General features: G+C 45.8%; 19 protein-coding genes. 12 read left to right on the top strand and 7 right to left on the bottom strand.

Translation table 11 applies throughout. The features are described from left to right. Window positions 1–2: 2 nt before the first annotated feature. Window positions 3–1,061: a sensor histidine kinase gene (locus ABWW54_RS14220; RefSeq protein WP_353413098.1), complete on the bottom strand. Its 1,059-nt coding sequence runs from the start codon at window positions 1,059–1,061 to the stop codon at window positions 3–5. 276 nt (window positions 1,062–1,337) lie between these two features. Here ABWW54_RS14220 and ABWW54_RS14215 point away from each other — a divergent pair, with 276 nt between their 5' ends. Both ABWW54_RS14215 and ABWW54_RS14210 read left to right on the top strand, forming a co-directional pair. Next, window positions 1,338–2,195, top strand: a complete 858-nt coding sequence (locus tag ABWW54_RS14215; protein ID WP_353413096.1) for a formyltransferase family protein — start codon at window positions 1,338–1,340, stop codon at window positions 2,193–2,195. Window positions 2,196–2,291: 96 nt separating this feature from the next. After that, a complete protein-coding gene (locus ABWW54_RS14210) occupies window positions 2,292–3,392 on the top strand; it encodes a 2'-deoxycytidine 5'-triphosphate deaminase (protein ID WP_353413094.1) in 1,101 nt (366 codons plus the stop codon). An 18-nt stretch (window positions 3,393–3,410) separates the two neighbouring features. Here the strand turns inward: ABWW54_RS14210 and cmoB are convergent, their stop codons facing one another. Further along, the gene (gene cmoB / locus ABWW54_RS14205; protein WP_353413092.1) at window positions 3,411–4,391 is read right to left on the bottom strand and encodes a tRNA 5-methoxyuridine(34)/uridine 5-oxyacetic acid(34) synthase CmoB; all 981 of its coding nucleotides are present in this window, start codon (window positions 4,389–4,391) and stop codon (window positions 3,411–3,413) included. Beyond that, window positions 4,391–5,137: a carboxy-S-adenosyl-L-methionine synthase CmoA gene (gene cmoA / locus ABWW54_RS14200; RefSeq protein WP_353413090.1), complete on the bottom strand. Its 747-nt coding sequence runs from the start codon at window positions 5,135–5,137 to the stop codon at window positions 4,391–4,393. Before cmoA ends, cmoB begins: the two co-directional genes overlap by 1 nt. Window positions 5,138–5,262: 125 nt before the next feature. On the opposite strand from cmoA, the gene ABWW54_RS14195 reads away from it, so the two are divergent. The 4 genes from ABWW54_RS14195 (at window position 5,263) to ABWW54_RS14180 (ending at window position 9,296) form a co-directional block, all read left to right on the top strand. After that, window positions 5,263–6,144, top strand: coding sequence for an AEC family transporter (locus ABWW54_RS14195; RefSeq protein ID WP_353413088.1), 882 nt, complete (start codon window positions 5,263–5,265; stop codon window positions 6,142–6,144). Window positions 6,145–6,288: 144 nt separating this feature from the next. Next, complete coding sequence (gene fabA, locus ABWW54_RS14190; protein WP_353413086.1) at window positions 6,289–6,801, top strand: bifunctional 3-hydroxydecanoyl-ACP dehydratase/trans-2-decenoyl-ACP isomerase; 513 nt, start codon at window positions 6,289–6,291, stop codon at window positions 6,799–6,801. 107 nt (window positions 6,802–6,908) lie between these two features. Further along, a complete protein-coding gene (gene fabB / locus ABWW54_RS14185) occupies window positions 6,909–8,120 on the top strand; it encodes a beta-ketoacyl-ACP synthase I (RefSeq protein WP_353413084.1) in 1,212 nt (403 codons plus the stop codon). Between the two features lie 138 nt (window positions 8,121–8,258). Next, window positions 8,259–9,296, top strand: a complete 1,038-nt coding sequence (locus ABWW54_RS14180; protein ID WP_353413083.1) for a COX15/CtaA family protein — start codon at window positions 8,259–8,261, stop codon at window positions 9,294–9,296. 27 nt (window positions 9,297–9,323) lie between these two features. Here ABWW54_RS14180 and coq7 read toward each other — a convergent pair whose 3' ends face one another. Then, window positions 9,324–9,971, bottom strand: a complete 648-nt coding sequence (gene coq7, locus ABWW54_RS14175; RefSeq protein WP_353413081.1) for a 2-polyprenyl-3-methyl-6-methoxy-1,4-benzoquinone monooxygenase — start codon at window positions 9,969–9,971, stop codon at window positions 9,324–9,326. Between the two features lie 564 nt (window positions 9,972–10,535). On the opposite strand from coq7, the gene rplM reads away from it, so the two are divergent. From rplM to erpA, 6 genes are all read left to right on the top strand, one after another. Next, window positions 10,536–10,964, top strand: a complete 429-nt coding sequence (gene rplM / locus ABWW54_RS14170) for a 50S ribosomal protein L13 (protein ID WP_353413079.1) — start codon at window positions 10,536–10,538, stop codon at window positions 10,962–10,964. Window positions 10,965–10,976: 12 nt separating this feature from the next. After that, entirely contained in the window at window positions 10,977–11,366 is a 390-nt protein-coding gene (rpsI, locus tag ABWW54_RS14165) for a 30S ribosomal protein S9 (protein WP_353413077.1), read from the top strand. A gap of 207 nt (window positions 11,367–11,573) precedes the next feature. After that, window positions 11,574–12,620, top strand: a complete 1,047-nt coding sequence (gene argC / locus ABWW54_RS14160) for an N-acetyl-gamma-glutamyl-phosphate reductase (RefSeq protein ID WP_353413075.1) — start codon at window positions 11,574–11,576, stop codon at window positions 12,618–12,620. 60 nt (window positions 12,621–12,680) lie between these two features. Then, on the top strand, window positions 12,681–13,352 hold the full coding sequence (locus tag ABWW54_RS14155; protein WP_353413073.1) for a DUF6776 family protein: 672 nt from the start codon (window positions 12,681–12,683) through the stop codon (window positions 13,350–13,352). A gap of 86 nt (window positions 13,353–13,438) precedes the next feature. Further along, window positions 13,439–13,876 (top strand): bactofilin family protein, encoded by a 438-nt coding sequence (locus tag ABWW54_RS14150; RefSeq protein ID WP_353413072.1) that lies wholly within the window; start codon window positions 13,439–13,441, stop codon window positions 13,874–13,876. 65 nt (window positions 13,877–13,941) lie between these two features. After that, on the top strand, window positions 13,942–14,289 hold the full coding sequence (gene erpA, locus ABWW54_RS14145) for an iron-sulfur cluster insertion protein ErpA (protein WP_353413070.1): 348 nt from the start codon (window positions 13,942–13,944) through the stop codon (window positions 14,287–14,289). A gap of 56 nt (window positions 14,290–14,345) precedes the next feature. On the opposite strand, the gene ABWW54_RS14140 is transcribed toward erpA, so the two are convergent. From ABWW54_RS14140 to ABWW54_RS14130, 3 genes are read right to left on the bottom strand one after another with little or no spacing between them, the layout of a single operon-like run. Further along, on the bottom strand, window positions 14,346–14,726 hold the full coding sequence (locus ABWW54_RS14140) for a hypothetical protein (protein WP_353413068.1): 381 nt from the start codon (window positions 14,724–14,726) through the stop codon (window positions 14,346–14,348). A gap of 12 nt (window positions 14,727–14,738) precedes the next feature. Beyond that, on the bottom strand, window positions 14,739–15,833 hold the full coding sequence (locus tag ABWW54_RS14135; RefSeq protein WP_353413066.1) for an anhydro-N-acetylmuramic acid kinase: 1,095 nt from the start codon (window positions 15,831–15,833) through the stop codon (window positions 14,739–14,741). Between the two features lie 24 nt (window positions 15,834–15,857). Beyond that, window positions 15,858–17,288: a M23 family metallopeptidase gene (locus tag ABWW54_RS14130; protein ID WP_353413064.1), complete on the bottom strand. Its 1,431-nt coding sequence runs from the start codon at window positions 17,286–17,288 to the stop codon at window positions 15,858–15,860. Window positions 17,289–17,558 lie beyond the last annotated feature (270 nt).

Here is a 17,558-nt window from a genome sequence, read left to right as displayed (position 1 = left end):
GTTTAATGTGGCGGGATTGTAACTTTGAAGGTGGCACCCTGTCGGGTTTCGAGTAATTTGATGCTGCCATTATGTGCTTCAACATATTGTCTAGCCAATGACAGGCCAATCCCCGTTCCTTTGATGGATGAGTTGGTGGACCGGTCACCCATGTAAAATGGTTCGAAAATCCATTCCCGGTGTTCACAACTAACGCCTTTGCCCTGATCTCGAATGGTGAACTCAAGTGCCCCTGACCGGGTGCGTTTTAACCACAGCCGTACCTCACTGCTAGGGGGAGCGTGTTTTATCGCATTCGAAATAAGATTATCGAAGACGGTTCGTAGTTGGGTTTCGTCTACCCAAAACGCCAGCGGAGATAGGTTCCTTCTAATTGAAATGCTGTTTTTTCGTAAGCTAAGTTTATGGTTTTTTAACACGCTCTCGATAAGGCTTGTGATGTCCGTAAGTTGCTTGTTCTGGTCATTTCGAGGTAAAACAGTTCCATTGTAATTGAGCAGATTTTCTATCGATCGTTGAAGATCGTCGGTTGCTCTTAATAGAATTTCAACTACTTGGCTTTGTTCAGAGTTCAATTGCCCTAACGATTGATCTCTAAGCAAAGTGGAGCCCTCTTTAATGGAGGAAAGTGGAGTCTTAATTTCATGAGATACGTGCCGTAAAAACAGAATTTGCCGACGTTCATTTTGACGTAGCTGTTTGCGTAGCTTTTCCAATGCAAATGACGTATCCGCGATATTGGATGGGCCGTTCAGTTTAATGGGCTTAGAAAACTCTTCGCTTGCAAGCCGTTTGATGGCCGCGGTAAGAACGTTGAATGGATGATGTACATTTTTCATTAACCATGCAATGAACAGAGCGATCATGAGAAAAGTGGCAATCCACAAATACATCAGCCCTGCCTTGATATTATATAAGGTCTCGGCGGAAGAGTTTGAGCGGTTGCTTGGGTGGCGTTGCTTTGTGAGCGGGGCCTCTAAACGACGGAGTTCTGAGCCGACTTTTATCAAAGTCCCATTGTTTGTATCAACAAGGTTGATGTTAGCATCATGAGTTGTCATATGATTGGCGTAATGGTCAAGAACTTTTAGGGTGCCCGCACTAGAATAGAGACCTAACAGGGAGATCAGAATGCCTGAGATGAGACAGTACTGTGCAATTGACAGGCGGAGCTTGATCGTTAGTAAGTCCTTGAACATAGACAGATATTAGCTCAACCGGTTAGTGCGTACAACGGTTAAGTGTGAGCGGGCTGAATGGTCAATTTGCAAGGTTTGCCTCAATTGGAATTAGGTGTATCCTAGGTTCAACTTCAATTAAATTAGACTAATAAACCTTTGCCCTATTCTGACAGTGGATTTGCTGCGTTGCTGCTCTGGTGTCCAAAAACACCTAGTGTGCATTCAGTGATTGCCGATTTTTTCGCTGAGCGCGAAATAGCGTTGAATGAACTCATTATTCACTCTGACTTAGATATGTGTTTTGTACGAGCTGTTTGGGCTCGGGGTGAGAACTGGGATGAAGTGGCCGATTTCGAAAGTGAGTTCGGTGAATCGGCTCTGATGTTAAAGGCTGATTTTTCCGTCAAACTTTCTCAGGATGCACCCTCGGTGGGTGTGTTTTGCTCTGAACAGATCTATGTTCTGAATGATTTTTTAAACAAAATCGACGATCCGTATTATCCAGCGTTCGAGGTTTCCTTCATATGCAGCAGCAGCGATGACTGTCGTAAAGTTGCGGATCGTTTCGGAATTCCCTTTTTTTACGTATCTGCGTCTACAGGTAATGCAGATATACAACAAAAACAAATCGATATACTTCAACGTTACGAACCCGATTGGCTTGTGATGCCGTGTTGCGACACGCTATTAGGAGTGACGGTTATCGCGGCTGCTAATTGTCCGATATTGAGCCTTCAAAGTTCGTTTCTTCCATCACTGAAAAGTGAGAAGGCGTACGAGATGGCCTATGATCAGGGGCTTAAATGTCTAGGAGCAACCGCAAGGTTAGTTGAATCTAAAAAGCCGGGTCCAATTGTCACGCAAGATTATATCACCCTTGCTCCTTGCCCGAGTGCGGCTATTGTTCAGGACAGTGGTCATGAAATTGAACGAAAAGTGTTCGCAAATGGCTTTCGAAAGCTGGTTGAGCATAAGGTGATCGTGTATAACGCGAAAACAATCGTGTTTGACTAGACGTAGATTCCGTTTTGACTAGAATCACAAGTTGCTAGCGAAGCCTCCCCTAGTAAAGATTATGCTCCCGGCGACGTGTTGGAATAAAGAAACAAAATGCAATTCAAAGAAAATGGCGCGCTGGCCTCACAGCAAATTAAAGAACTGATTGATAAGGGTGTGATAATTCTGTCCAGTGAGCCTGATGATGATCAGATTCAGCCCGCGAGCCTAGATTTAAGGTTGGGAGACTCTGCCTACAGAGTTCGGTCGTCTTTTTTGCCGGGCAAAGATAGAACGGTAGAAGAGTGCCTTGATAGCATGATGATGCACCAAATTGATTTATCTAACGGTGCGGTTTTGGAGAAGTCATGTGTTTACATCGTTCCGTTACAAGAAAGCCTTAGTTTGCCAATTGAACTGTCTGCCGCCGGCAACCCTAAGAGCTCCACAGGGCGACTGGATGTGTTTACGCGCTTGATCACCGATCGAGGTGTTGAATTCGAGCAGGTGCCTGCGGGCTATGATGGGCCGCTTTACGCTGAGATTGCGCCGTTGACGTTCAGTGTGCAAGTCCGAACGGGGTCTCGGTTGTCTCAGTTGCGCATTCGGTCGGGGGTATCAAGCATTAGTGATGCCGATCACTTTGAGTTGCAAAACAGTCAGCGTTTGGTTGATAGGGATTTAAGTGTCGAGCAGGTTAAAAATGGCGTGCCGGTTAGTGTGGACCTGTGTGGTGAAAACAGTGATGGTTTGATCGGTTATAGGGCTAAGCGCCATTCTGGTGTGGTGGATGTCGATGCTCCCTCAGCTCACCGTGTTGTTGATTATTGGGAGCCCCTTTTCGCCAACTCAAAGCAATTGATTTTGGACCCTGGTGAGTTTTATATTTTAGTTTCTAAGGAGGCGGTTCACGTGCCGTTTGATTACGCGGCTGAAATGGTGGCCTACGACACACTTGTAGGGGAATTTAGAGTTCATTATGCTGGTTTTTTCGACCCAGGTTTTGGTGCGCCCGAAGCCGGTGGTCAAGGGTCTAGAGCTGTACTGGAGGTTCGTTCGTTCGATGTTCCATTTTTGCTCGAAGATGGGCAAAATGTGGGCAGGCTAGTGTATGAAAAAATGCTGGAGACTCCTGATCGAGTCTACGGTCAAGGTGTGCCTTCTAACTATCAAGCTCAAGGATTAAAGCTTTCTAAACACTTCTCAATGGATTAGGTTCACTGTTTCGTCGTACTACTTGGTGCCAATGAAGAGACCTCGTTTAGGGGCAGGGTAACCTTCGATGGTTTTGGTGATGTCGTGTGGATCTAAGAATTCCTTAAGAGAGTGGAAAGTCATCCAGTCAGTACGTCTTTGTTCAGCAAGTGAGGTGACATTCTGATCCACGCATTTTACGTCTTTAAAGCCGGCGGTTTCCAGTAGCTCAAGTGTTTTATTGATCGTTGTGATGCTCCAAACATTGCGCATTTGCGCGTATCTGCTTTTGGGCGTGAGAATACCATCTTCGGCGTCGTCGACAATCAATGTTTCCAGTACAACTTCCCCTTCAGCATTAAGTAGATTGAATAGTTCAACCACATGATTGAGGGGGTCTCTTCGGTGATAGAGCACACCCATTGAAAACACGGTGTCGAAAATGTTTAAGCTAGGCGGCATGTCTTCAATGCCGATGGGAAGGAAGTCGAATCGATTGTCTCGTGCAAAATGCTGGATAGCGTTGTACTGCATTACGAACCTCATGCTGGGATCAATGCCCAGGACATATTCAGCACCCTCACCAAGCATCCTCCAGCAGTGGTAGCCAGTGCCGCAGCCTACGTCCAGAACCCGCTTGGAACTTAGACTGCTAATATGAGGTTTCACTCGATTCCATTTCCAATCTGAGCGCCACTCGGTATCAATGAACGTATCGAAAACTTGATACGGCCCCTTTCGCCACGGACTCAAGCCGTGTAACGCGCGTTGGATGTCGGATGATGTTTTAGGGTCCAATTCGTTGGCAACGCCGATACTCACAACATCGCCGTCGAGTTTAATCACGCTGGGATGTATTTCCGGTAATTGGTCTAAGTAACGTTGCCAGTTAGGTAGGTCCCCATGTCGCTTTATTGACGCGCGTTCTGAAATTTTGTCGGCGAATTGTTCATGATAATTGCGAAATTCGGGGCGGGCGAAAAAGTCAGTTAAGAATGGTAAGTAATCGTGTTCGAACATTATTTGACGGCCAAAATTGAAATAAACTGAAGGTTTTGCATCCAAGGTGTCACCACGGTAAATCCGGCTTGTTTAAGGCGCTCCGTATGTTTTTCAAGCGTTTCAGGGATAAGCACATTTTCGATCGCATCCCGTTTTTGGCTAATCTCCAATTGGCTGTAGCCTTGATCTGCCTTAAAGCGGTGATGTATGTCTGTCAAAAAGGCGTTCGTTTGCGGGTCGGAAAAACTGATTTTCTCTGATAACAAAAGAGCGCCTCCAGGTACCAACCCCTGATAAATGCGTTCGATTAACGCTTTCCGCTCTTCGATTGCGATGAACTGCAAGGTGAAATTCATCAGCACCATAGCTGCAAGGTGTATCTCACTCTCAAGTATGTCCTGTTCTATATATTCTAAGTTTAAATTTTGGTAGGGGCATCGATGGTCTCGCGCTCGTTTTAGCATGGCCTGTGAGTTGTCGATGCCAATGAGCTTGGTCAATTGGCCTGCGGTCATATCCACGTCCTTTAGCCCCTCAGCCATGGCATGGAGTCCGGCACCTAGTGAGCAACCTAAGTCGTAGTAATTATGACCACTCTTTTTGAACGCCCTTGTGATGGTCGGAAGCATTTCAAGAATTGGCCTATAGCTCGGAACCGAACGCGAGATCATGTCGCTAAATACGGACGCGACTCGCTCGTCAAAGCGAAATGGGCTGGCTGCGCCGCGAGAGTTCGCGTAAATTCTATCTTTAGAGTCGCTCATTTGAATGATGACGGTGCTGGCCCGTGCATAAAAAACAATAAAGTGCGATTATATATCATTGAATAGGCCTTCACGAGCATACTGAATGTTCGCCGATATCGTTATGGTGATGGTTCCCAATCCCAATGTTGAGTCAAGTATTTAATATCGTAGCCCCACTTTTTTTGATTATATCGGTGGGCTACTTTTACGGCGCGCGAGTGCGTCCAGAGATGCGAATTACGAATCAGTTGGTTATGGATGTGTTCATGCCAGCGTTGATTTTCCATGTCATGGTGCAAGATTCCTTTATGCCTTCTCAGTACGTTTGGCTGGTAATCGCTGGTTGTGCGTTGATGTTAGGTTCGGGTGTTGTGGCGTATCTTTTTGCTAAATTATTTGGATACCATGCTAGGTCCATGATGCCCCCAGCGATGTTTTCAAACTGGGCTAATCTAGGGTTGCCACTGTATATTTTTGCGCTTGGTCCTGTCGCGTTGGATGGCGGAATAATGTTGGTGGTTGCTGGAAATGTTCTTTGCTTTACGGTAGGCACGTATATTTATTCCGGACGTTTCTCTGGTTTGAGTATGCTCAAAACGCCCATAATAGCGGCGGTTATTTTAGGTGGGCTGTGTAATTCACTCAGCCTTACGATGCCGCCTTTCCTGGATACCCCTTTGGAAATGATGGGGCAGGTGGCTATTCCTATGATGTTGTTTTCGCTTGGCGTGCGGCTAACTAGAGTTAGTTTTAAGGATGCTAAGATCGGCCTTATCATGGCGGCATTTTGCCCGATCGTTGGGATTTCCTTAGCTTTTGCGTTGGCTTATATTTTACCCTTAAGTGATCTACATCGAGGCATACTAATTCTGTTTGGAGCACTTCCTCCCGCGGTGATTAATTATATGCTCTCTGAGCAATACGATTGTGAGCCTGATCAAGTCGCGTCGATGGTAGTCATTGGCAATTTGGCTAGTGTGGTTTTTTTGCCGCTCGCTCTGATCCTTGTCTTGCTGCCAACCTAGCCAAAGTCATTGGTTTAGTAAGTGGTAAGCTCATGGCGTTTTTGGCAAATGACTTGCATTTTTTTCTGAGATGGATAGGCTTCGAGTCCTTGAATTTGGCTCCACGCCCGAAACAAACGCGCAGCTAGCGCATTGGAAAAGTCTATGAAACAACAAAGCAGTTACACTTACGAAGAACTCATTGCTCACGGAAATGGTGAACTTCCTGATCAAGATATATCTCGGCTTCCCTTGCCTCCAATGTTGATGTTTGACCGCATTACAGAGATTTCAGAGAAAGGCGGTGATTTTGAAAAAGGTAAAATTATAGCTGAATTGGATGTAAAGCCAGATCTATGGTTTTTTGATTGTCATTTTAAAGGTGACCCGGTCATGCCAGGTTGCCTTGGTTTGGACGCTGTTTGGCAATTGGTTGGTTTTTATCTGTCTTGGATTGGCGGACCAGGTAAGGGGCGAGCGCTGGGTGTCGGTGAAGTTAAGTTCTCAGGCCAGGTAGAGCCTGACGCCAGTTTGGTGCGTTATGAAATTGATATGAAGCGAGTAATTTCGCGTAGGCTGTTTATGGGCATAGGTGACGCAAAAGTCTACGTTGATAATGAGCTTATCTATACGATGTCTGATCTAAAAGTGGGCTTGTTTGGTGCGGATGGTAAATAATAGTTACGACTGTCACCATTTGTTTGTCATCTGTTTACGGCATACTGTTTGAATATACCACTCATTCACTGAGGGCCGAGTGGGCTAATTAAGTTGAGAATAAAACCATGAAAAGAGTCGTCATTACCGGTATGGGCATTGTATCTAGCCTCGGCAACGATGTTGAGGAAGTTACGAAAAGCCTTAAAGAAGGAAAGTCAGGAATACAGTTCTGCGAGGATTACGCTGAGCTTGGCATGCGCAGCCATGTTGCAGGGCGAGTTCATTTGGATCAAAAAGAACTTATTGATCGCAAGCATCTTCGGTTTATGGGAGACGCAGCGGCGTTTAGTTATATCGCTATGCAGCAAGCGATCTCGGATGCTGGACTTGATCCAGAAGAGATTAAGAGCACTAAAGTGGGCCTCATAACCGGTTCTGGTGGTGGGTCACCTGCCAACAATATATTGGCGGCTGAAGTTGCTAAAGAACGGGGCGTTAAACGAGTTGGGCCATACGCGGTTCCCAAGACTATGGGCAGTACGACATCGGCGTGTTTGTCAACAATGTTTGGTATTCAAGGGACCAGTTACTCTATTAGTTCCGCGTGTTCTACCAGCGCCCATTGTATCGGTCACGCTGCCGACCTTATTCGCGGCGGCCGTCACCACACTGTGTTTGCTGGTGGTGGGGAAGAAGAACATTGGACTATGTCAATTTTGTTTGATGCCATGGGTGCAATGTCTAGTAAGTATAATGATACGCCAACCGAGGCTTCAAGGACTTACGATGCCAATCGAGATGGCTTTGTTATTGCTGGCGGTGGCGGAATTCTTGTTCTCGAGGATTACGATCACGCCGTTGCCCGGGGTGCAAAAATATACGCCGAGTTAGTCGGGTTTGGCGCAACGTCTGATGGTTTTGACATGGTTGCTCCTTCGGGCGAAGGCGCTGTACGGTGCATGCAGCAAGCACTTGAAACCGTGGATTCACCGATTGATTACGTGAACACGCATGGAACAAGTACTCCGGTGGGTGATCTAAAGGAATTGGAAGCCTTAAAGGCTGTATTTAAAGATAAAATGCCGTTTATTAGCGCCACTAAAAGCCTATCTGGTCACGCCTTAGGTGCCGCAGGGGTTCATGAAGCTATTTACTCATTAATCATGATGAAGGAGCGTTTCCTGGCGGCATCAGCGAACATTAAGGAACTGGATGAAGCGGCCAAAGGTTTGCCTATATTACTTGAATCCGCGGCTGAAAAAGTCAAGACAATGATGTCGAATAGTTTCGGTTTTGGGGGCACAAACGCGACTCTCGTGTTTCAGGATGTTAGCTAAGTAGAACCGAGCTAAAAGTCATTCGTTTGCAAAAAAGGCTCGTTTAGCGAGCCTTTTTTGCTTTTGCACTCATTTTTCACAAGCGCTAAGTACCCTAAATACTAAACGCCAAATCTTGTTTAGATTGTCTAGAATAATATGAATCAAAACTCGGAATACCAGCACTCGCTCATATTAGGTGGGTGGCTCCTATTTTGCGCTGCCGTTGTTTATTTGATGGTGGTTGTTGGGGGGGTGACTCGCCTCACTCAATCAGGGCTGTCGATGGTTGAATGGTCCCCTATCGTGGGTATTATCCCGCCCTTAAACGAGGCGGAATGGTTGGCTGTGTTCGAAAAGTACCGACAGTCACCAGAGTACATCAAAGTGAACGCGGGAATGAGTTTAGAAGGATTTAAGCAGATATTCTATTGGGAGTATGGGCACCGCGTGCTTGGGCGAATAATCGGTATGATTTACTTTTTTCCGCTGCTCTACTTTGTAATCAAGGGAATGGTTCCAAGGGAATGGTATGGCCGCTTGTTTGGTTTGTTTGTTTTGGGAGGCCTTCAAGGTGTGATGGGCTGGTACATGGTAAAGAGCGGCTTGGTCGATGTGCCTCATGTCAGTCAATATCGCTTAACCGCTCATTTAGGGCTGGCTCTTGTTATTTTCGCTTGTATGTTTTGGTATAGCTTGGATTTCATACGAGGAGAGAGAAGGCACAAGCGAGCGACTTCCGAATACCTTTTAAGCACTGGTTTGGTGGTTTTCATTGTTTTCGTGATGATGTTGAGCGGCGGCTTCGTGGCGGGCACCAAAGCCGGCTTTATAATGAATACATTTCCGAAAATGGCGGGCTCGTGGGTGCCTGAGGGTTTGCTCGCGATGGAGCCTGTTTGGAAAAATTTATTTGAGAATCCAGTGGCGATCCAATTCATTCATCGTTGCACCGCACTTTTGGTGGTATTAGCGGTGCTGTGGAGTGTTTTGACGGCGCTCAAACAGACGTTCAAAACAGGGGTACAATGGTTGCTTGTTATTGTTGTTTGTCAGATTGCACTGGGGATTTCAGCGTTGGTTCTGAGGGTGCCTGTCTGGCTGGGCGCATTGCACCAAGCTGGTGCTGTGGCGTTGCTTGCGGCTGCATTGTATTCAGCACACAAAGCAAGAAAGGGGGCTCAGTACGAGTACTAGCATCTTCCTCTGCGTGATTCAGTGGTATCAAACTCGCTCTGAAAGCGTGGTCATTATTTTCGCACTTAGTTTCATTAACCCTTTTGCGATGCTGGGAAGTTCAGCGCCACCACTTTCTACCGCCATGTCGGCGTGTTTTGCTTCATCTATTGCCATTTGAGCGACAATCGCTCGACTGGCAAGGTCATCTTCGGGGAGCCTCTTAAGGTGAGAGTTCAGGTGTTCGACTACCTGTCTCTCTGTCTCGGCGAGGAATCCTAAGCTCCATTTGTCACCTGCCAATCCAGCTGAAATCCCAAGTGTAAACGAGCCCAAAAACCACAATGGGTTTAGATAGCTGGTATGGCCGTTTAACTCTTCGATTCTCGTAAAACACCAATTCAAATGGTCAATTTCTTCTTCTGCCGCCTCTTGCATTTTTGCGCGCACGGCGTCGGAGCGAGATGTGAGTGCTTGACCTTTGTAAAGAGCTTGAGCGCAAACTTCGCCTACGTGGTTTACTCGCATGAGGGCGGCGGACCTTTTTTGCGTCTCGGGCTGGTTGGCTATGGGGTCCGCCAATCCTAGTCGTGGAGAGGTGCGCTGACTTGTGGGGCGTAGGAACGAGCTTCTTAAGCCGTTGTCTAAGCTGCTGATCAGCTGGTCTAGCTTTGAATTGTGTCGTACTTTTTGCATCTCAGGCTAACTACGTTCGGGTTTTGATAGCAATTATACTGGTTTCATGTCGAGCTGTACTTCAATCTGCCAGAAAATGACAATAAGTGTTAAATGTCGTTCATGTTATCAAAAATTAACATGAAATATAGTTATAACATAAATTATCGTGAATAATAATTGTTTTTTATCAGTGGGTTATGATTTGTTTGGTTGTGTTGTGTTGAGGTTTGAATTTTTGACAAGCCTGGTTGTAGGGTAGATAATAGGCTCATCGAAATTGAACGGGATACCATCTTCTTCAATTGAATTGTTTTTTAGGGTCAGCTCCAGTAGCTGGCTTGCACATCTCCTCCATCCTCCTTTGGTGGTTTGGGCGCGGAACTTTTGTCCGCGCCTTTTTTTTGCCTGAAATTTAGTGATAACGCGAAATAGCGCTTGCTAAGCATTCGCTGCATGGTTATTATCGCGCGTCCTTATAAGCTCTGCTTTTTAGGGTCCCTATGACAGGGATAAAGGTACTGGCCATTGGTTTTTGAGCTCTGGCAGTAATTGAATAATATATAGAATAGTAGGTTTTTAACCATGAAAACATTTTCTGCAAAGCCAGCAGAGGTGAAGCGCGAGTGGTATGTAATTGATGCCGCAGATAAAGTGCTTGGCCGTGTGGCGACTGAGATCGCCCTTCGCTTGCGTGGCAAACATAAGCCCGAGTATACGCCTCACGTAGACACAGGCGATCATATCGTAGTTATCAATGCCGAGAAAATTGCGGTAACTGGTAACAAAGAAGAAGGTAAAATTTATTACCGCCACACTGGTTTTCCGGGTGGTATCAAAGATATTAATGTTCGTAAATTGCGTGAACACGCACCAGAGCGAATCATTGAAAATGCAGTGCGAGGCATGTTGCCTAAAAACCCTCTAGGGCGCGCTATGTTCAAAAAACTACACATCTATGCGGGTCCTGAGCACAAACATCAAGCTCAAGAACCTAAAGTGCTAGAGATCTAAGGGAGAATTTAAATGTCTGAAGTATATCTAGGTACTGGCCGTCGTAAGTCGTCAACAGCTCGAGTTCGTCTGCAATCTGGTGCTGGCGCTATCACTGTAAATCAACGTCCTCTGGACGAGTATTTTGGTCGCGAAACAGCTCGTATGGTTGTTCGTCAACCCTTGGTTTTGTTGGATATGTTGGAAAACTTTGATATCAACGTTAACGTACAAGGCGGTGGCGGTAGTGGTCAAGCTGGCGCGATTCGTCATGGTATCACTCGTGCACTTTTGGCGTACAATGAAGAATTGCGCCCCACTTTGCGTGCTGCTGGTTTTGTTACTCGTGATGCTCGTGAAGTTGAGCGTAAGAAAGTTGGTCTTAAAGGCGCACGTCGTAAGCCACAGTTCTCTAAGCGTTAAACAGCAACCCAAATGCTGTGCAAGGTTTTACGCGCTGTTTTTGCGTGAAGCTAAAAAGCCGACCTCTGAGGTCGGCTTTTTTTATGCGAGTGTCAGTTGGGTTTTTGGGTAAATCGGGTAAATCAGTCATTTAGCGCGGTATAAAGCTGGCTTGAATTTGAATCAGGCTTTAAAATCGAGTATCGATTTATTTAATCAATGCAGTAAATGAAATCTATAAGAGTTGGCATTATTGGTGGAACCGGTTATACCGGTGTGGAGCTTTTGCGCCTGTTGGTGAATCACCCTGATGCGGAGCTGGCCTTGATTACGTCCCGTTCTGAAGCTGGCCGTCGAGTTGATGACTTATTCCCCAGCATGCGAGGATTTACTGATTTAGCGTTTTGCGAGCCAGACGAGAGTGATTTCAATGGTTGTGACGTCGTGTTCAGTGCGACCCCAAATGGCATCGCAATGACTCAAGCCAGGGCTTTAATGGAGTTGGGCGTGAAGCTGATTGATTTGGCTGCTGATTTTCGTATCAAAGACGTAGGGTTATGGGAGCAATGGTATGGGATGACTCATGCGGCTCCTGAGTTGATCAAGGATGCGGTGTATGGATTGCCGGAATTAAATCGAGAGCAAATACGAACAGCGAGGATTGTTGCGAACCCTGGATGCTATCCGACTGCAACGACGTTAGGATTTATGCCTCTGATCAAGAATGGTTTAGTAGAGTCGCATGACCTAGTGGCCGACACTAAGTCAGGCGTGACCGGTGCCGGGCGTGGAGCCAGCGTCGCGAGTCTCTACAGTGAGGTGGCTGACAGTTTTAAGGCCTACGGCGTCAATGGGCATCGACATCATCCAGAAATTACTCAAACACTCTCCGAGTTAGGAAGTGCTCAGGTAGGGTTGACCTTTGTGCCTCATTTGACTCCTTTGCTAAGAGGGATTCATGCCACCTTATATTCGAACTTGGTTGACAATAGTCTGCCGTTAGAATCAGTTCAGAGTTTGTTTGAGGATGCTTATAGAGAAGAACCCTTTGTGGATGTTTTGCCATTAGGGTCGCACCCAGATACTCGATCTGTGAAAACATCCAACATGTGTCGTTTAGCCTTGCACAAGGCTGCGGGGTCAGGCAAATTAGTGGTCCTTTCGGTAATCGATAATCTCACGAAAGGCGCTGCCGGTCAGGCGGTTCAGAATATGAACTTAATGTTTGGCTTGGACGAAAGCTTGGCATTGATGAATGCTCCAGTAATGCCCTAACCATGGCGGCTAATTAAAATGATAAGAAAGTCCACTAATGATCTGAGTATCAGGCCTAAAATGTCTACCACGGTCTTGATGTCGCTGGTGGTTGGAGGTTTCTTCTTGATTTTTGCAGGCTTGTATTTCGCGTTTAATCAAGGAGTGGCCAGTGGACACAGTCGCTTGGCTGTTGATCAAGTTAAAATCGATCAGCTTAATGGGGAGTTGGCTCAGGCGAAAACAGATCTAGAAAAGGCCAGAGAAGGGTTGATCTTTGCCCAAAGACAACAGCAAATTCAAGAAGAGGCCTATAAGCAGATCAATAAAGCTTACGCGAACTCTGAACAAAAAAATGCGGTGTTGGGGTCGAGGTTGGATTTCTATCGTAGCATCATTTCACCTGAGGATGGGCAGAGTGGGCCTGCCATTCAAGGCTCTGAACATGTTTACGCTGAGGGTCAGTTAAGCTTCGATATCACGCTAGTGCAGGCGATTAAGCACAAACATCAAGTGCGCGGAAATTTAGTGGTTACTTTGTATGAAAATGACCAACCAACTGGGCGCTGGCCGAGCAGTAGTCCTCGCAGCGTTAGCTACCAATACTTTCAGCAGGTATCGGGAAAAATCAATAAAACAACGTTGACGGATAACGCAAAAATCAAAGTAGAGCTTGTTTTACAAGACGGAGAAAAACTAGAGCGGTGGTTTAATGTAGCTGCAAGTAAAGCAACACAAGGAGTAACGCAATAATGTTTGGTAAGAGTAAACCTAAGAAACCCAATTCAGATGTTGATTTATCAACCGATAAGATAGATAAAAGCCATAAAGAGTTAACAATGAAACGAAATAAAGAAAAAATCAGTAAACCCGTTGAGACAATTGATACCCTAATTGGGTCTGGTTCTGTATTGCAAGGCGATTTAGAGTTTACCGGAGGGCTCCGTGTAGATGGTCATATTAAGGGTCATGTGTCGGCACAGGATAGTAATAATGGCACGTTGGTGTTGAGTGAATCCGGCATCATTGAAGGCGACATTAATGTTCCTCATGTGGTCGTCAATGGAACTGTTAATGGTAATATTTCGTCTAAAGGGCACGTAGAGCTTCAGGCTAATGCGAAGATACAAGGCGACATTCATTATAAGGCTGTTGAAATGGAATTGGGAGCCGTATTGAATGGCAGTTTGGTATCAGATTCGGGAGCACCTGTGTATGATGCAGGAACGTCACCTAAGCCGGTGGCTGAAAAGAAAAAGCTTGAGACCCAGGTTTAAGCCATTATATTAGAGCGTATCAAGCGTTTTATTAAGATAGGCAATTTAAGTTGAGAAGGTGAAGTATGATTGAAATCGAACCAGCAAGTCCTTTGGATTTTACGACAGCCGCAGCCTCAAAGGTTGCAGAGTTAATTTCTGAAGAGGAAAACGACGAGCTTAAATTGCGTGTTTATGTGCAGGGCGGGGGGTGTTCCGGATTTCAGTATGGATTCACATTTGATGAAGACCAGCAAAACGATGATACCGCTGTCGACCGTGATGGCGTACGCTTGCTTGTTGATCCGATGAGTTTTCAATATTTGATCGGTGCCAAGATTGACTATAAAGACGATATTGATGGTGCAAGGTTTATCATCAACAACCCTAATGCGTCGACGACGTGCGGTTGTGGGTCGTCTTTTTCAGCGTAGGGAATTCAGCAAGCCCTGTCCCTGTGTTCTCATTGGGCGGGGTGTTCCGCGAGCCGTCAGAGGTCGCTTATTGTTTTTTCGACCTCTGTCGTCAAAATAGTCGTTAATTGTGATGTAAGCTCACTATCAATGCTGGTTAATTCTGACTGTAATAAAGAGAGTAGCTTGGTTGTACCGTTATCATTGTTTGTAATTAATATCGGTGTGCCGGGGTGTTTGCCTGGCCAATGACCGTCATCCACTGTATGAAATGATAGCCCCTCGGTTTTATTCCAAACGGCGATTTGTTCAGTTTTGTCTTTATCGTACGCTAAGTGGAAGCTATGGAGTTGATTGCTAGAGCGTTTAGTCCAAATAAAAAAGTCCAAGTTGGCGTTAGTGAACCATCTTTTTTTTAGTTCGGGGTTGCTTTGTCTTATTCTGGTTATTTCTCTCACGCTGTTAAACGGTCAGCTTTCTGTTGGGAATGATACTTCACCTAAGACTACCGATGCTCGCGCCCCAGTGACGCTTGGTAGGTTGCTGTCAATGCTGTTTAATCTACAATAACCTAACCAAGCAAAGCCAACAGCTTCTACCCAATCGGCCGGTATCCCTAAGCTGTCAGTGGTGTGTATGACGTGACTTGGCAGTGCCTCCTTGAGATTGTTCATCATTAAAGTGTTGTGGGCACCCCCGCCACACACATAAATCTCCCCAGGCAAGTTCCCTAGCTGTTTTATTTCACCAGCAATACTCAGTACGGTCAATGCGAGTAGCGTGGCCTGTACATCTTGAGGTTGGTAGGATTGAACATCACCCAACCAGGCAAGGTTGAAAAAATCAGGCCCAGTACTTTTCGGGAATCCCGCGCCGAAGTAAGGGTCGGCAATCAAGCGTTCTAATAGCTCTGGAATAACGGTTCCTGATGCGGCCCACTCACCATTTTTATCGTAAGCTTTGCCTTTGGTTTTGTATATCCATTGATCAAGCAGCGTGTTCCCTGGTCCTGAGTCGAAGCCAATGACTGTTTCGCCAAGGTGTGTGATATTGGCGATTCCTCCGATATTTAATAGATAACGATCCTCTCCACCGAACACCGTGGAATGAAAGGCTGGCATCAGAGGGGCTCCTTGTCCGCCGGCCTTTAAATCAGCTTGTCTAAACTGGCCGATGGTGAGAGTGCCGCACAAATCTGCGATAGTTTGAGGGTTGCCAAGCTGAAGGCTATAGCCTGGGTTGGCATTTGGTTCGTGCCGAACTGTTTGGCCGTGGTTAGCGATAGCATTCACATCAGCCAAATCAATCCCTGCTTTATGTGCAAGATTTTTGGCCGCCGTTGCGTAATCATGGGCTAATGATTCATGAAGGTCAGACTCTTCGCAGCTTTCTATCACTTTGCTTAGCGCTGTTTCATTGATTTGTGCTCTCAGGGCATTACTAAACGGCGTGAATGCGGTGGCAATAACCTCGAGTGACGAGACGGAGTCAAATCTAACTAAAGCTGCATCGATCCCATCAGCGCTTGTGCCCGACATCATCCCAATAATGAGTTTATTGCTCATAATTTTCCTGCTGTATTTTACGACCTATATCTTCTTGGTTTCAGTAATGGCCGTTTTCGCTATTAAGTATTCTCTTTTGATAGAGGACAGTTGTTTTGATAACGTTAACGCAACTTTATCGAAGTTGGCCCTTTCTGCTTTGCTAATAGATGACGCCTTCGGTGTCTTATAAGTTAGTGAGTTTCTGTGTACACCATCGACTCTAAATTCGTAATGTAGGTGGGGGCCCGTAGACATTCCGGTGCTCCCGACATAGCCAATGGTCTGCCCTTGTTTGACTCTAACACCACTTCGTATTCCTTTTGCGAATCCGTTCATGTGGGCATAAAGAGTGCTGAATCTTCCAGCGTGCCTTAATACAACGGTTTTTCCGTACCCACCTTTGCGACCAGCTAGAGTGACTTTTCCATCCGCCGTTGCTCTAATTGGTGTTCCTCGAGAAGCCGCGTAATCAACTCCCTTGTGAGCCTTCCATTTTTTAGAAATTGGGTGTTTGCGTTTGCCAAAGCGAGAAGATATTCGACTAAACTCGACAGGGGAACGTAAAAATGTGCCCAGCATGCTTTCGCCGTCCTGGTTGTAGTAGCTCGCGTCGCCATTCGAGTCTTCGAAACGTATGGCGCTGTATGAATGACCTTGAGTTGTAAATTCGGCCGCTAAAATATGGCCGTCGCTCAGCTTCTCACCGTCTTTCTGATGCTCAGTGAATACGATGTGAAAACTATCACCAGCTCGTATATCCTGGACAAAGTCTATGTCCCAGCCAAAGATCTTGACCATTTCCATAATCAAATTGTTGCTCAGCCCTTTATTTTGCGCGGCTAGGTAAAGAGATGAGCTAATTTCAGCGGAAACCGCTTTTTCGACAGTTTGGTATGGGATTGATTTAACAACAGCGTTGGAAACCTCGACACCATCAATCTCAACGACCAGCTCTTCTAATGAGCTTGTTGGATACCTTATTTCTTTTAATGAATTGGTTTCATCGAATAAAAAGTCAATTGTTTTTCCTACTCTGATAGAGGTGAGTTGTTGAGCAATTGGGTGTTGTGAAATGTGGTGAGGTATCGCACTGTCTAGTTTTTCGCGTTTAAATATAATACCTAGCGATTCGCCTTTACGTATCTTGTGAGGTTTACTAACCAATTGCGGCTTTTTAACAATATGTTTAACGGCGCTCACTTCGTTAAAGTTGCTGCTCCCGTCCTTATTATTCTTGGCACTTGAGGTAGAACTGAAGGCTGGGTCGGTGGATACTGATGGTGCCACTTCAGCGCCAGGTTGTTTGGGATACTGATCTACGGCGATTGTTGCGGTGGTTGTGTGAGTTATCCAGCTTCCAAAAACAATCACGAGGCTGCCAAGAAACCAATGCCGTTTGCGTAGTTGGCCACTGTTGTTTGGTAATTTTTTTGAGACTTGATTCAAATGAGAGGTAGCCTCGCTATCTGTCATTGATAACGCTTTTCGATAACTTGCCATAGGTGGTTAGATTGGATAGCCGAGCGTCTGTGCACTCTTAATTGTGATTTAACTCAATTTTGCAATTGTAGCCGAGGTTTGGCAATCGAAACTTGGCAAAAGTAATGCTTATTCATCAAGAAATGCGTCTTTATTGCCATCGATCCTCACTTATGCTCTATAGACTGGTGGCGGCGGTTTACATTTCTAGGTAAAAAACTTTATTATTCGCGGTCAAACTGACATGCATTAATACTCGAGGAT

It is taken from the genome of Arenicella sp. 4NH20-0111 (genome assembly GCF_040366405.1).
Classification (GTDB): Bacteria; Pseudomonadota; Gammaproteobacteria; order Arenicellales; family Arenicellaceae; genus Arenicella.
The sequence above is the reverse complement of the archived record's forward strand: the minus strand, read 5'-3'. Positions and strand labels throughout refer to the sequence as shown.

Excerpts from the sequence above, each read along its gene's own strand:
- ABWW54_RS14220 (WP_353413098.1), bottom strand. The coding sequence starts at position 1,061 with ATGACAACTCATGATGCTAACATCAACCTTGTTGATACAAACAATGGG.
- ABWW54_RS14210 (WP_353413094.1), top strand. The coding sequence starts at position 2,292 with ATGCAATTCAAAGAAAATGGCGCGCTGGCCTCACAGCAAATTAAAGAA.
- cmoB (WP_353413092.1), bottom strand. The coding sequence starts at position 4,391 with ATGTTCGAACACGATTACTTACCATTCTTAACTGACTTTTTCGCCCGC.
- cmoA (WP_353413090.1), bottom strand. The coding sequence starts at position 5,137 with ATGAGCGACTCTAAAGATAGAATTTACGCGAACTCTCGCGGCGCAGCC.
- ABWW54_RS14195 (WP_353413088.1), top strand. The coding sequence starts at position 5,263 with ATGTTGAGTCAAGTATTTAATATCGTAGCCCCACTTTTTTTGATTATA.
- fabA (WP_353413086.1), top strand. The coding sequence starts at position 6,289 with ATGAAACAACAAAGCAGTTACACTTACGAAGAACTCATTGCTCACGGA.
- fabB (WP_353413084.1), top strand. The coding sequence starts at position 6,909 with ATGAAAAGAGTCGTCATTACCGGTATGGGCATTGTATCTAGCCTCGGC.
- ABWW54_RS14180 (WP_353413083.1), top strand. The coding sequence starts at position 8,259 with ATGAATCAAAACTCGGAATACCAGCACTCGCTCATATTAGGTGGGTGG.
- coq7 (WP_353413081.1), bottom strand. The coding sequence starts at position 9,971 with ATGCAAAAAGTACGACACAATTCAAAGCTAGACCAGCTGATCAGCAGC.
- rplM (WP_353413079.1), top strand. The coding sequence starts at position 10,536 with ATGAAAACATTTTCTGCAAAGCCAGCAGAGGTGAAGCGCGAGTGGTAT.
- rpsI (WP_353413077.1), top strand. The coding sequence starts at position 10,977 with ATGTCTGAAGTATATCTAGGTACTGGCCGTCGTAAGTCGTCAACAGCT.
- argC (WP_353413075.1), top strand. The coding sequence starts at position 11,574 with ATGAAATCTATAAGAGTTGGCATTATTGGTGGAACCGGTTATACCGGT.
- ABWW54_RS14155 (WP_353413073.1), top strand. The coding sequence starts at position 12,681 with ATGTCTACCACGGTCTTGATGTCGCTGGTGGTTGGAGGTTTCTTCTTG.
- ABWW54_RS14150 (WP_353413072.1), top strand. The coding sequence starts at position 13,439 with ATGAAACGAAATAAAGAAAAAATCAGTAAACCCGTTGAGACAATTGAT.
- erpA (WP_353413070.1), top strand. The coding sequence starts at position 13,942 with ATGATTGAAATCGAACCAGCAAGTCCTTTGGATTTTACGACAGCCGCA.
- ABWW54_RS14135 (WP_353413066.1), bottom strand. The coding sequence starts at position 15,833 with ATGAGCAATAAACTCATTATTGGGATGATGTCGGGCACAAGCGCTGAT.
- ABWW54_RS14130 (WP_353413064.1), bottom strand. The coding sequence starts at position 17,288 with ATGACAGATAGCGAGGCTACCTCTCATTTGAATCAAGTCTCAAAAAAA.